A 14292-nucleotide genomic window follows, 5' to 3' on the forward strand; every position below is an offset into this window, starting at 1 on the left:
TGTCAGATTTTATTTTCTCTTATTTCAGTGCCTTATCCTTATATCTGGAAATCTCCTCCAGATATTTTTTTCCAAGGGCACTGATATTAACACCTTTTCTGGCAATATAGCCGATGGTCATGATCTCATCGGAATCCAGCTTCACCGCACAGTAATCGGAACCGTTCAGATCCTCACAGATAATACCGGAACATAAGGTATATCCGTTAAGTCCTACCATCAGGTTCAGCATGGTGGCCCTGTCATCAGCTTTGATCAGCCGTTTGTATTCATAGGTGCTCAAAACCTCCTCTGCAAAATAAAAGGAGTTATTTCCCCCCTGCTCAAAAGACAGGCAAGGATATTCCTTCAGTTCTTCCAGAGTGATCTTCTCACGTTTCGCCAGAGGATGGCCTTTCCACATGTAAACATAGATCCGACAGTTGAGAAGTTCGTGAAACTCCAGGCCATATTCGTGAAACATTTTTGTGAGTACTTTTCGGTTAAAATCATTCACATAGAGGATCCCGATTTCACTTTTAAAATTCCGCACATCCTCGATCACCTGATGTGTTTTGGTCTCATGGACCGCAAATTCGTACTCGTCCATGCCGAACTGTTTTACCAGCTCCACAAAGGCATTGACTGCGAAAGTATAATGCTGCATGGAAACACTGAACTTTTTGCGGGACTGCTCTTTGGAAATATATTTGGCTTCCATCAGTTCGTACTGCTCTACTACCTGCCTCGCGTACCCTAGGAATTCTTCCCCTGCAGGCGTTACGGCGATTCCACGGTTTGTTCTTCTGAAGATCTCAACCCCTGTCTCCGCCTCCAGTTCCCGGATCGCCGTGGAAAGACTTGGCTGAGAAATATAAAGGCTTTTGGCTGCCTCGTTCATAGATCCGGCTTTTGCAATTGCTATGGTATATCTGAGCTGTGCCAGAGTCATCTGTCTGTATTACCTCCCTGTATTTTATATCAGGCGGACATTTCTGATCCGCCTGGTGCAAAACATTTATTTAAGATAATTTTTATCTACATATCCTTCTTTTCCAAGTTTCGGAACATATACATACCAGTAGGTGCTGTCTTCTTTTTCAATGATCTCAACCGTATCTCCTGTGTTAAGCTGGGCGATCTCATTGTTTTTATCGTAAGCTTTTGCACTTCTAAGTGCCAGAAATCCTTTTTCTACCTGAACTGTCATGGTCGGATACGTAACTTCCGATCCACCTGTCAGATAATCTTTATCTACATATCCCGTTTTGTCAAGTTGCGGGACGTATACATACCAGTAGTTACTGTCACTGGTATCCTTTACCTGCACCATATCTCCGGTATTCAGGCGGCCTATTTCATTGCTGTCATTATATGCTGCCTGATTTCTGAGTGCCAGGTAACCTTTCTCTACCTTTACTGTCCACAGACCACTGTTGTAGATATAACGGTTATCCACATATCCGGATTTATCCAGTTTCGGGCCATATACATACCAGTAGGTGGAATCGCTGCTGTCTTTTACAAGAACGGTGTCTCCGGTATTCAGGCGGCCGATCTCATTGCTGTCATTATATGCCGCGGTATTTCGAAGTGCCAGATAACCACTTTTTACTTTTACCGTCCAGGAGTCATTCGTGGCTGTTGTATTTTCCACAACCTGGAGGTAATTTTTGTCCACATATCCGGATTTATTCAGCTTTGGCGAATATGCGTACCAGTAAGTACTGTCTTTTTTGTCCATAACCTCTACCAGATCTCCGGTATTCAGCTGACCGATTTCATTATTTCTGTCAAAAGCTTTCTCACTTCTCAATGCCAGATAACCGCTGGTAACCTGCACTTTAAATGTTGTGCCTGCTGCTTTTGCATTCTGTGTTGTAAACAGGAATGCCATTGTAAGTGTAAAAATAAAAAGTGCCAGCCATTTCACTGTCTTTTTTTCTGACAGTAAGTTTCTTTTCTCCATAATTCCGCCTCCCTTTCCTTTTGTTAACCGGATATTTGTAATCCGCTTGTTTTATGTTTCATCGATTATCCCTGCACAGGCAGCTGCAGGATTTTATATTAATATTATATCATATTTTTTCCTTTTCTCTGTAAGAACCATGTGTCTGGTCAAGTCCAAATCGGGCTTTCTTTTTTTACAGGTCTTGACTTATTAAATTTGTAGTGTTATATTACAGATAGAACAAGAAACCAACGATCCCCGGGGCTGTTTTCCCGGGGCATTTTGTAGGTAAATAAGATTATATAAGGGAAGGTGAATACCATGGCAGTAAAAAGAGATTATTACGATGTTCTGGGCATTGACCGGAACGCAGATGAGAAAACAATAAAAAAAGCATATCGTAAACTGGCAAAAAAATATCACCCGGATACCAACGCCGGTAATCCGGATGCCGCAGATAAATTCAAGGAAGTAAACGAAGCCTACGATATCTTAAGTGACCCGAAGAAGAAAAAAATGTACGACCAGTTTGGCCACGCTGCATTTGAGGCAGGCGCTGATCCGGGAGCCGACGCAGGTGCCGGTGGATTCGGCGGATTCCAGAGCGGTGGCAATGGCAGCTATCAGGAATTTCACTTCAATGGTGAAAATATGGACGATATTTTCGGCGATATCTTCGGAAATATGTTCCACGGCAGTCACGGCGGCGGTTTCCACAGTGGTTTTGGCGGAAGCGGTTTCCACAGTGGCAGCGGTTTCGGCGGATTCCATCAGCAGGATTTTCCACAGAAAGGCTCCAATGTGAAGGCCAGCATCAACGTTACCTTCGATGAGGCCGCTTTTGGTGCAGATAAAAGGATCTCCCTGTCCAGCCCGGACGGAAGCTCCGGTGCCCCACAGACATTGCAGGTCCACATTCCGGCAGGTATCGATACCGGCAAGAGTATCCGTCTGAAAGGAAAAGGAATGCCTGGAACCGGCGGCGGAGAACCTGGTGACCTGCTTCTGAAAGTTACCGTAGGAACCCGTCCTGGATATGAGCGGAAAGGATCGGATGTTTACACCACCATCTCCATTCCGTACACAACAGCTGTTTTTGGCGGTGAAGCTACCGTTCCTACCCTTTATGGAAATGTAATCTGCAAGATCCGGGAAGGCATGCAGTCCGGTTCTAAGATCCGTCTAAGAGGAAAAGGCATCGTTTCCATGAAGAACCCGTCCATCCGCGGTGACCAGTACGTAACCATCCAGATCCAGGTTCCACAGAATCTGAATTACACCGCCAAAGAGAAACTTCATGAGTATGCAAGGGCATGTGGACTGGAACGGAGTAATGCCAATGGATCGCATGTGGCGTAAATAGTTAGTACCAGGGTCAAGCGGATATTCGCAATCCGCATTCGGTTAAATAAAAAGAGTATCACAGATCTCATCTTTATCCATGAGTTTCTGTGATACTCTTTTTTTGATCGTCAAAGGGATATTTGCCATCCCCATTCAATACTTCTTATTTATGACAATGTCATATCTCCATCTTTCACCCATCCAAGTTTACGTACAAACATATTGATGAGCGGGCAGAGGACTGCCGGGAGGATGAAGGAGATCAGGAAAAGTCCTGCCCAGTCCATGGCTGTGACTGCTGTCTTGGTTCCTTCTGCAATATCATTCATCCATCCTGTATACACACCGATCTGTCCTACAAAACCACAGGTACCCATTCCTGAGGATACAGCTGTTCCATTCATCTGCAATTTAAAGAGACAGGTCGCGATAGGTCCTGTGATGGCGGATGTGAGGATTGGTGCAATCCAGATCCTTGGATTTCTGACGATATTTCCCATCTGGAGCATGGAGGTTCCGATTCCCTGAGAAACCAATCCGCCCCATTTGTTTTCCTTAAAGGACATAACCGCAAAACCTACCATCTGTGCACAGCAACCTGCTACTGCGGCGCCACCTGCCAGTCCGGTAAGTCCCAGAGCCGCACAGATCGCAGCAGAAGAAATCGGCAGTGTCAGTGCGATTCCCACAAATACGGAAACCAGGATTCCCATAAAGAACGGCTGCAGGTCCGTTGCCCACATAATTACGCTTCCCACTTTCATGGCAGCTTTTCCAAGGGCAGGTGCCCACCATGCGGAAAGACCTACGCCCACACCAATGGTTACAAGAGGAGTTACAAGGATATCGATCTTTGTCTCCTTGGAAACTGCCTTACCGATCTCAGCCGCAACAATTGCAACAAACAGTACAGCCAGAGGGCCACCTGCTCCGCCAAGTGCATTGGAGGCAAAACCAACAGTGATCAGTGAAAACAGTACCAACGGCGGGCAATGCAATGCGTAACCGATAGCTACTGCCATGGCAGGTCCGCTCATGGCAGAGGCCAGAGAACCTACCGTGTACTGGGTGTCATTGACTGTGGCAACTGCCATAGTCAGAAACGGAATGTGGAACTGTGTGCCAAGGGTGTTGATGATCGTACCGATCAGCAGGGAACAGAAAAGTCCCTGTGCCATGGCTCCCAGTGCATCGATACCGTATCTCTTCAGGGAGATCTCAATATCCTTCCGTTTCAGAAATGCTTTGAATTTTTCCATTTTAAAACTCTCTCCTTACCCTGATCCTTTTCCCGTCAGATCAGTTCTTATTTGCAAAAGGTCTCGCTTACTTTCTCAAGTTCCTCGCGGATGGAAATATGCTGCGGACATACTTCCTCACACTGTCCGCATTTTACACATTCATCTGCACGCTTTCTGCCGTGACTGACTACCAGCCAGTCTTCCTGATGGGCTGCAGCGGCTTTATTTCCGTACAATGTCAGATAATTCATTGCTGTAAAGGAACCGGAAATTCCAATCTCCATCGGACAGACCTTTGCGCAGTAGTTACAGGTTGTGCATGGGATCAGAGGAATTTTGCTCATAGCCTCTCTTGCCTTATCAAGAGTCTCTTTCTCACTGTCAGTGAGGCCGTTGAAATCCTTCATAAAAGAAAGGTTATCCTCCATCTGTGCAACATTGCTCATTCCGGAAAGTACGGTGATCACGCCTTCCAGATTTGCCGCAAAACGGATCGCCCAGGATGCTGTAGATGCTTCCGGCTCTGCTTCCTTCAGAAGCTTTTCCACTGATTCCGGCGGAGTTGCAAGCATGCCGCCTTTTACAGGTTCCATGATAATGACCGGTTTTCCATGTTTTCTGGCTACCTCGTAGCAGGCTCTTGACTGGATCGCCGGATTTTCCCAGTCTGCGTAATTGATCTGCAGCTGTACAAATTCCATTTCCGGATGTGCAGTGAGAAGTGCATCCAGTTCCTCCGGTGTGGAATGGAACGAAAATCCTGCATGTCTGATCAGACCGGCTTCCTTCTGTTCACGAATCCAGTCCCATAAACCGTACTCATCAAAATATTTTGTTCTGTGCTCTCCAAGATTGTGGAGAAGATAGAAGTCGAAATATCCTGCCTTTGTTCTCTCCAGAGATGTTTTAAACTGTGCAAGAGCTTCATCTCTTGTCTTGCAGTTGATCCAGGCTGCCATCTTGGTGGCAAGCTGATATTTTTCTCTCGGGTAACGCTCTACCAGTGCCTCACGGATAGCGTCTTCACTTCCTGCATAAGCCCACGCTGTATCAAAGTAAGTAAATCCAGCTTCCATAAATTTGTCTACCATGACTTTGGTCTGCTCCACATCGATCACACCTTCGGATTTCTGCGGAAGTCTCATGAGACCAAAACCAAGTTTTTTGATTTCTTCGCCTAAATATGCCATATTTTTTTCTCCCTTCTTATTCCATTCCGGAAAATTTTCCACATCATTATATCATCTGTTATATCGTCTGATAAACAATATTCCAGACACTGATATCTCCCGGACTGTTATATTTTTACTGCAGGAAAAAAACTGCGTTTCTCCTATTATAACGGTATTTACTCCAGCAGTAAACCTTTTTCTTTTACAAGTGTCAAGACAGTGGAAATCTTGTATCTGCAAACAAAAAGCAGCTGTCGCACTTTTACAGCACGACAACTGCCTTTTGTTCTACTTCTTCTGCATCTGTTTATTCTCTTTTCCATAAAGAAATGGCCTTGCCACTGTCCGGTTGAAAAACTCAATCAACGGTCCCATAAAAAATGCGGTGACAAGGGTTCCGGCTCCTACAACCGCGCCCATGAAAAATCCGGCCGCTGTTGTGATCACATCCGTTCCGATCCTGCACATGCGGAAAGGGATCCGGGTTCGTTTATCCAGAATCAGTGCATAGGCATCATAGGCGGAAACTCCCATATCTGCTGTAAAATACAGTGCCGACGCAAAACACATCATTACAACAGCGATACACATCAGAATCACTCTTACTCCAAATGTTCTCTCCGGCAGATACCTGTCAAAAAGCTGCATTCCTTTTTCCACGATAATTCCCATAAAAAACAGGTTCAGCACAGTTCCAAGTCCGATAAAATGTCTGTCCAGAAAGAATACTCCCAGCAGCATCAGTGCATTGATGGCAATATAAACATAACTGTATTTTATTCCTGCAAGATTCCACACACCCATGACAAAACAGGAGTTGGGATCTGTCCCAAAATCAGATGCCTTGAAAATGGCCACACTGACACCAGCCAGAAAGATTCCGGCAAATGTCATGAGGATTCTTTTTACTGTTAATGAATTCATCTTTCTTCTTTACACCTCTGATCAAATATTTTAAACTGATATTATCTATAATCATGCATCGAAAGGCAGGAAATTCCCATGGAAAACAAACAGGTCCTGAACCGCCAGACTTCATCAAAAGAACTTCATCTTATTTCCTGCGGATGGGAAAAATGTACGCCGGAACAATCCTACGGCCCTGGTGTCCGGCGATATTACACCATCCACTTTGTGCTGAACGGACAGGGATATTTCTATATGAATAACCGAAAATATGCTCTGAAAGCCGGCCAGTGCTTTTTCATTCCTCCTGTGACCAGCTCTCTCTACAAAGCAGAACCTTCTGATCCCTGGACTTATATCTGGATCTGTTTCAATGGAGAAAACGCTCCCATCCTCTGTGAACACTGCCATCTTACTGAGGAAACTCCGGTCCAACAGCTGGATTCGGTTCTTCCCTATCAGGAAACCATTCTTGAAATGATGACTCACCCGCAGCTGACGCCCTCCAATGAAGCCTATATCCAGAGTGGTCTTTACCGGATCATCGCCATGCTGGAGGAAGAATTTCATGCTTCCTACACGACCATGGAATCCAACGAGAATTTTTATATCACACAGGCTGTTGATTACATCAAAAAAAGTCCGCTTCAGGATATTACTGTTACCGATGTTGCCGACTATCTGCATATCAGCCGCAGTCACCTTTACGGACTTTTCAAAAAACATCTTGGAACCACGCCCCAGGCTTTCCTGACTTCCGCCAAGATCATCAATGCCAGGGAACTTCTGACGATCACGGATATCCCTGTATCCAGCGTGGCGATCTCCTGTGGATATCAGAATCCTTTTGCATTCTCCCGTGCCTTCAAAAAAGAAACCGGCATGACGCCCCGGGAATACCGGGAAAAATATCATCATGCCGAGGATCTTCTGGATTGCTGAATCCCTTCTTCGGATTTACGGAACAACTACCTTTGCATTGTAGTATTCCACGGTTGCATCCATGGTCGGACCTTCATTGTCATACCAGTCGTAAGTGATGGTCTCGCCATTTTCTCCCCATACTTCCGGGCAGTCGATCTCTTCCCAGTCAAGTGGAACAAAATGCTCTTTCTGTTCTGATGCCCGCAGCATGATCTGATGCAGCTCCTCAAATTCTTCCGGATTCAAGACTCCGGGTTTTGCGGACACAAACAATGGTGTACCGCTCTTTGCAAGAACATCTGCCCACTGGCGGTTTTTATCCCACGGGATCATTCCGAAAATGCCGACGCAGTCTGCATCAATATGATAAAAAGCATTGTGCTGTGGAAGACGGAATGCCAGTGTATTTACTCCCATTCTTCTGGTACGCTCCCAGATACGTCCACTGGTATCATCACCGGTCCGGTTCAGGTGCATCAGGCCTGCGCCCAGGTGTCCGATGGTGTTGCATCCGATGATCACTGCGTCGTTGCTGCGGGAAGCATCATAAACTTCCTGATAAAGCATTTTTACAATTTCTGCGCTGGTTTTGGTCTGGTCGTAGAAATGCCATTTTTCCATGGAATTGTCTCTTAAATTCGCCTCAAATCCCCATTTCCCAAAGAGATCAAAAGTTGAAAAATCATGTTTGATCAGAGTGTATCCCCAGTCGCAGATACGCTCGATATCTCCTCGGATATATGCCAGTGCGTCCGGATGGGACGGATCGAGACAGTCATTATAGGAAATCCGCCACTCGTCCGGAATGTTCTCATCCTCATTAAGAAGCAGACGTACCCAAATACCCGGGCGGACACCTTTTTCTTTCAGCTTGTCTGCAAGACCTTTCATATCCGGGAACTTGGCATTACCTTTTGTCCATGGGCCACCATTGTATTCATCCAGGCGGTGGTGCTCCTGCCAGCAGTCATCAATAACCATGAACGGAGGATTTTTCGCCCCTTCGGTCAGTTTCAGGATGTAATCGGTATCACTTAAGATCTCCTCTTCGGAACTGTCGCCGTAAGCATAGTACCAGTTGTTGCTTCCATATACCGGAAATTCCGGGAAGATCGGATCTGTACACATTTTTTTACAGAATTCCTGTGCAGTCTCAAAAGTATCTGCTCCTTCTGATTCCATGCAGACGATCTGTGCGGCACGCAGTTTTCTTCCTTTCAGCTGTACGCCTGTATTACCGCAGCGAACATCCAGAAATAATGTGATTCCCTTGGTATCTGCCTGCCAGCAGCACATAGCGGAAGGGCGGACCTTTACACCAAAGCAGAGGACTTTCTCAGAAAGCTTCGCCAAAAAATACCATGGCAGATAACGGTTGCCGCTCATTCCATGCCATTCCACATCACCATAGGTACGTTCCCAGGCATCTCCCAGGAATCTGGCGGATTTCGGGATCTTGTAATTCCATCTCAGTTTTACACATCTTACTGCATCTTCTGAGGTGACAAATATATCCTCATGTTCACCCGCATCCTGAAATTCTACGGTAGTTGCACCGGCAGTTACGATCGGCTGCCCACCCTGGCATACCAGTCTCTCATCTTCTGTTTCCACCGTTACATAATCCGGTACACCAAGTTTAAAATCTGCATATGTTTTCTGCATTATTCTCTCCTCCTGATATGAGCAAGTCCCTGCCCGCTGCTTATTGTTGATTGCTTTTCACAACCCTGCAGGGGACTTCCTTGCTTCTGTTAGATATAAGCATTTCACACTTTCTGTTCTTGTTATTTAGCGCTTTCCTTCTATTATCTGTACAAACCCAAACAACATATGGGAAGCTTTCTTTCATACTACTTATCTATATGCTTTATTATATTGATTTTTTGTTTTTTTTCTATGCTTTAAAGTTTTTATAACATTGCAGAATGTTCACTTTGTAAAACTCGTCTCTGCTATTTTTCATCCAACCCGTGACTCGTATATTAGACATTTGTAAATATGTCAGGCCTCACTCCTGTTTTTGATACCTTATTGCAGGACTAAGTTCCACCCTTAATTTCAATATAAGAACGTAAAGGACTAATTGTGGAAATTACTATTTCATTTAAGGGAAAATGTGAAGAAATTGTGATTTTAGCACTCACCTATTGACTTTGCTAACATCAAGTGTTATATTACATATAGAACAAAGGAAGAGATAAAAAAAGAGCTTCCGGATGTTCAGAATAACCAAACAATCACCACTGCGGAATAACCCAAAGTGGTAACGATATACCGACAACAGTTGGATCTCTTGATCCACCGGAACGGCGTTTCAATTTGAAAGGAGAAATGACTTATGATGTTCCCGAGTGTATTTGGAGAAAACTTATTTGATGACTGGATGGATGATTTTGGATTCAGAGACAACTTCTTTAGTGGTAAGAATCCTCTTTATGGCAAACATGCCAAAAATATCATGAAAACCGATGTACGTGAAACAGATAAAGGATATGAACTGGATGTAGATCTTCCTGGATTTAAGAAAGATGAAGTACAGGTACAGCTGAAAGACGGATATCTTACTATTTCCGCTGCCAAAGGCCTTGACAAAGACGAACAGGATAAGAGGGGCAACTACATCCGCCGTGAACGTTACGCCGGCAGTACAAGCAGAAGCTTTTATGTTGGGGATGGTGTAAAGAACGATGAAGTTCATGCCAAATTTGAAAACGGCGTCCTGAAACTTTCTATTCCAAAGAAAGCAGCACAGGAAATCGAAGCTGATAAATACATTTCTATCGAAGGATAACGATGACTCACTTTCACAGGAGGAGGGGAATCCACAGGGATTCCCCTCCTCCTCTTTTTATACCTGACACCAGCCATTCGCATTCCACTTCGCTGCATTCTCATTGTCAAAGAATTCATAATATCGGGTATTTTTTAACAAAGTTATTGGTATTTCAGAATATTTTTTGTATATTTTGCAGTACATTATTCCATTTTTTTGAAATTAATGGTATAATATGCACATTAAATAAATCTGTTTCGCAATCTTTCAGGACAATACTCCTGAACAGCCACGTAAAACACGATCATGACAGGAGGTTTTTATTATGGATCAGGACAAAATGATTAAAATCTATGCACGTAGTGACAGCCGCATTCAGCTGAAAATGATTCCGGGACATTTCGTAACTTCCCAGTCTCATATCACACATTATCTGGACCTCACCACCATGAAATCCAGATCCTCCGAAGCGCAGCGTATCGCAGCCACTCTCGCAGCAAATTATGAAGCATCCATTCCGGTAGACACCATCGTCTGCATGGATGGACTTGAAGTGATCGGTGCCTATCTCGCCGAAGAACTGACCAAGGCCGGTGTACTTTCCATGAACGCTCATCAGACCATTTACGTCATCACACCGGAATTCAACAGCACCGGACAGATGATCTTCCGCGACAACTATGAGCCGATGATCAATGGTAAAAACATCCTCATCCTCAACGGTTCCATTACCACCGGTTCCACACTGAACCGTGCCATCGAAAGTGTTCTCTATTACGGTGGCAAGATCCGCGGAGTCGCAGCCATCTACAGTAGCGTAGACAGCGTAGCTACCCTCCCTGTCCACTCTATTTTCCAGGCCAGAGACATCCCTGACTATCACTCTTACCGCTCCGACAACTGCCCACTGTGCAAAAACCGCCAGAAGATCGATGCCATTGTCAGCAGCTATGGATATTCTGTATTGTAAATTTTAACCAGATCAATGAAGTCCTCCCTGGGTTGCAAAAAAACAACAACCCGCGGGGGACTTACTCATATCACACTAAATCTGCAAACAAAGAAGAAGCCATATATCAACCAATGCTTCATAAATGACATTGATATCCCTATGACTTCCTCTTTATAATTTCTGCTTATAATTGATATTCTCTATACATGGCTTCACGCATTTCTTTATCCGTAACAACCTTCTGAATCTCATCACCCCGGCCATCAAGGATAAGCCTGTTGATCAGAACGCTAAGACGCTCCTCACCTTGGGCCATTCCCTGCGCCATTCCTTGTGCCATTCCTTGCGCCATTCCTTGCGCCATTCCTTGCGCCATCCCTCGTTCTAGCCCTAATGCTTCAGCCTGTTCTTTAGCTTCCTTAAGCAGTCTTGCCCTTTTCTCAGATTCCAGTTCCAGAACATGTCCGCCCATAACCTCACCTATTCCTTTCCGGACTTTCTCCTCGTTTCTGAAAATATAATCAGATATCCGAGTGATCAGTCCAATCAGATCACTGAACAGTTCAGACCTTCCAACCTCAGTAATCTCCACTTTCAGCTTACTCCGGATCACTTCATATTCATTCAACAATTCCTGAAAAAGTTGTGGATCCTCACTCATCTCATGCCCTCTTTTCTCATATCTCATGATATAAAAAGGAAGCAGCATAAGAAGACTTTTCTCAAATATCTTATCTTTTGTATAATTATCAACTTTAATCGTGGGCACTCTGTACAAATGACATTTTCCATCCGGAAAAACCACATCCACTTCCAGAAAATCCGGCGTATTGCTACCGCTTCTCAGATACAACACACAAGAACGAGGAAACTCCATCCGATACCTCCGTCCCTGCTTCCTGGCAAACTCAACAGCAGTTGCAAAATCATACTCGATCATCCGTACAGCCATCGTCGTGTCATCCGTACTCTGACATTCTATGTGATAAATCTTATTTCCGATCAACAACCGCGAATCCGTAATAATCTCACCATCCACCCGCTGATACTCATTACGCAGCTGCACAATCTCCACATCAGCCGGATACGATGTATGAAAAACATCATTGATCAAAGGCACGACCAGAAATGTCATCTTCTCCATCATAGTACGAAAAACATCATCAAAAATCGTATTATCACTCAAACAATACTCCTTCTGGTATCCATAATTATACCATCAAACAAACACTACAGAAACCTTGTATACAGTTTTTATAAATGTTTTTGAAAAAACGCTTCAGACATTGAAGCCAAAAGAAACCAAATAAATGGCCAGATCTTATAAGATATACAAATCATACCACACATCCCATCACAACACCACAAAAATCCATCCCAAAAATTCGACACTACTCAACTTCTACGCGTCCAGCAACACGCCGACACTCACAACCCTCCCGCCAAACCACAAACAATCTCAGCCTTTCCTCCCAGCCATCCAGCGCAGCGCTGATGGCTCATCCAACTCCCGTCAGACCACTCTACCTACCACTCTGAAAGATCAGCCCGGGAGGTGTGTGCGGTCTGTCACTGGCTCTGCAGGAGGGGAGCTGATTCTTGGCTGGTGGAAATCTGCGTTGTTTTTCAAAAGTTCGCTGTTTGAGCGAAGCGAGTTCGGACTTTTGGAAAACGCTTTTAGCAGATTCCCGGCAGCCTAGAAGCCAGTCCCCGACGAAGCCCCAGCGACAGACCGCACACACCTCCCGGGCGTCCCTTTCACAACCTTGCCCCCACCAAACACCTGTGCTATAATCAAACTAATCAAAAAACCGAGGTAAACCACACATGAATAAAAAAGAAATCGCAGAAATAAAAAAACAGTTCACCCCCGACCGATGTTCCATCACCCGCATCTGCGGCTGTTACGTAGACGGCGAAAAAAACAAAAAAACCGAACTCAAAGAAGCCTTTTTATCCTTATCAGAAGAAGAAACTTTCAAATACTTCGACATCTTCCGAAAAACCCTCACCGGCACCATCGGAAAAAACCTCATCAACATGGAATTTCCTCTGGACCAGGAAGCGGAAGGCGGAACCCAGAACTTCCTTATGAAGCTTCGTGAAAGCAAACTCACCGACGACACCCTCACCGAAGCCTTCTACGACAAAATTATCGAAAACTACGACTACGGCGAAAACTACTACATCATCCTCATCCACGCAGTCTACGACATCCCCGGAAAATCCTCAGACGGAGCCGAAATGTTCGACGCCTCCGATGAGATCTACGACCACATCCTCTGCAGCATCTGCCCCGTCAAACTCTCCAAGGCAGGCCTGCACTACAACGTAGAGACCAACAACATCGAAGACCGCATCCGCGACTGGCTGGTAGAAATGCCCGACTGGGGCTTCCTCTTCCCACAGTTCAATGACCGCAGCACCGATATCCATGGCCTCCTCTACTACACAAAAAACGCCGAAAACCTCCGCTCCACCATGATGGAAGAAGTCTTCGGCTGTACCACACCACTGTCCGCAGCAACCCAGCGCGACTCATTCAACGCTCTGGTTGAAGAAACCCTCGGCGATGACTGCGCCTACGATACCGTCCTTGAGATCCACGAAAAACTTAACGACCTCATCGAATCCCAGAAAGACGAACCGGAACCAGTAGTCCTCACCAAATCCGAGGTAAAACGCCTCTTCGAAGAATGCGGCGTAGAAGACGAAAAACTCCAGAACTTTGATGAACAATACGAACTTGCCGCAGGCGAAAAATCTTCCCTGGTAGCATCCAATATCACCAACACCAGAAAATTTGAGATCAAGACTCCGGACGTGGTGATCCATGTAGCACCAGACCGCGCAGACCTGGTAGAAACCCGGATCATCGATGGCCGCAAATGCCTGGTGATCCCCATGGAAAGCGAAGTAGAGCTCAATGGCATCCGTGTCAGCGCACTGAACTCTGCTGAAAATACAACAGCAGAATCCATTCCTGTTAATGATACTAACAATATTAATAACACTGACACCGAAGAAGAAATCCCATTTTAAAGGAG

General features: G+C 45.1%; 12 protein-coding genes. 5 read left to right on the top strand and 7 right to left on the bottom strand.

Features of this window, described 5'->3' with window-relative positions:
• Positions 1–19 precede the first annotated feature (19 nt).
• Together GPK88_RS02790 and GPK88_RS02795 are read right to left on the bottom strand one after the other, a co-directional pair.
• Entirely contained in the window at positions 20–931 is a 912-nt protein-coding gene (locus GPK88_RS02790; protein ID WP_173762941.1) for a LysR family transcriptional regulator, read from the bottom strand.
• Positions 932–997: 66 nt separating this feature from the next.
• The gene (locus GPK88_RS02795) at positions 998–1948 is read right to left on the bottom strand and encodes an SH3 domain-containing protein (protein WP_252197664.1); all 951 of its coding nucleotides are present in this window, start codon (positions 1946–1948) and stop codon (positions 998–1000) included.
• Between the two features lie 303 nt (positions 1949–2251).
• Here GPK88_RS02795 and GPK88_RS02800 point away from each other — a divergent pair, with 303 nt between their 5' ends.
• Positions 2252–3289, top strand: a complete 1038-nt coding sequence (locus tag GPK88_RS02800) for a DnaJ C-terminal domain-containing protein (protein WP_173762942.1) — start codon at positions 2252–2254, stop codon at positions 3287–3289.
• A 152-nt stretch (positions 3290–3441) separates the two neighbouring features.
• On the opposite strand, the gene GPK88_RS02805 is transcribed toward GPK88_RS02800, so the two are convergent.
• From GPK88_RS02805 to GPK88_RS02815, 3 genes are all read right to left on the bottom strand, one after another.
• Positions 3442–4533 carry a PTS sugar transporter subunit IIC gene (locus GPK88_RS02805; protein ID WP_173762943.1) on the bottom strand — a complete coding sequence of 364 codons (1092 nt, stop codon included), beginning with the start codon at positions 4531–4533 and terminating at the stop codon, positions 3442–3444.
• Positions 4534–4580: 47 nt separating this feature from the next.
• Positions 4581–5705: an aldo/keto reductase gene (locus tag GPK88_RS02810; protein ID WP_173762944.1), complete on the bottom strand. Its 1125-nt coding sequence runs from the start codon at positions 5703–5705 to the stop codon at positions 4581–4583.
• A 270-nt stretch (positions 5706–5975) separates the two neighbouring features.
• Complete coding sequence (locus tag GPK88_RS02815; protein WP_173762945.1) at positions 5976–6611, bottom strand: YczE/YyaS/YitT family protein; 636 nt, start codon at positions 6609–6611, stop codon at positions 5976–5978.
• Between the two features lie 78 nt (positions 6612–6689).
• On the opposite strand from GPK88_RS02815, the gene GPK88_RS02820 reads away from it, so the two are divergent.
• Entirely contained in the window at positions 6690–7535 is an 846-nt protein-coding gene (locus GPK88_RS02820) for an AraC family transcriptional regulator (protein ID WP_148446113.1), read from the top strand.
• A gap of 15 nt (positions 7536–7550) precedes the next feature.
• Here the strand turns inward: GPK88_RS02820 and GPK88_RS02825 are convergent, their stop codons facing one another.
• Positions 7551–9182, bottom strand: coding sequence for a glycoside hydrolase family 36 protein (locus GPK88_RS02825; protein ID WP_173762946.1), 1632 nt, complete (start codon positions 9180–9182; stop codon positions 7551–7553).
• Between the two features lie 676 nt (positions 9183–9858).
• On the opposite strand from GPK88_RS02825, the gene GPK88_RS02830 reads away from it, so the two are divergent.
• On the top strand, positions 9859–10311 hold the full coding sequence (locus GPK88_RS02830; protein ID WP_148446117.1) for an Hsp20/alpha crystallin family protein: 453 nt from the start codon (positions 9859–9861) through the stop codon (positions 10309–10311).
• Between the two features lie 307 nt (positions 10312–10618).
• On the top strand, positions 10619–11263 hold the full coding sequence (locus GPK88_RS02835) for a phosphoribosyltransferase (protein ID WP_148446119.1): 645 nt from the start codon (positions 10619–10621) through the stop codon (positions 11261–11263).
• A 166-nt stretch (positions 11264–11429) separates the two neighbouring features.
• Here GPK88_RS02835 and GPK88_RS02840 read toward each other — a convergent pair whose 3' ends face one another.
• Positions 11430–12431, bottom strand: coding sequence for a FliH/SctL family protein (locus GPK88_RS02840; protein WP_173762734.1), 1002 nt, complete (start codon positions 12429–12431; stop codon positions 11430–11432).
• A gap of 641 nt (positions 12432–13072) precedes the next feature.
• Between GPK88_RS02840 and GPK88_RS02845 the strand changes: the two genes are divergently transcribed.
• The gene (locus tag GPK88_RS02845) at positions 13073–14287 is read left to right on the top strand and encodes a DUF4317 domain-containing protein (protein WP_173762733.1); all 1215 of its coding nucleotides are present in this window, start codon (positions 13073–13075) and stop codon (positions 14285–14287) included.
• The last annotated feature ends 5 nt before the right edge of the window (positions 14288–14292 follow it).

It is taken from the genome of Blautia sp. MCC269 (genome assembly GCF_018785655.1).
Lineage (GTDB): Bacteria > Bacillota > Clostridia > Lachnospirales > Lachnospiraceae > Blautia_A.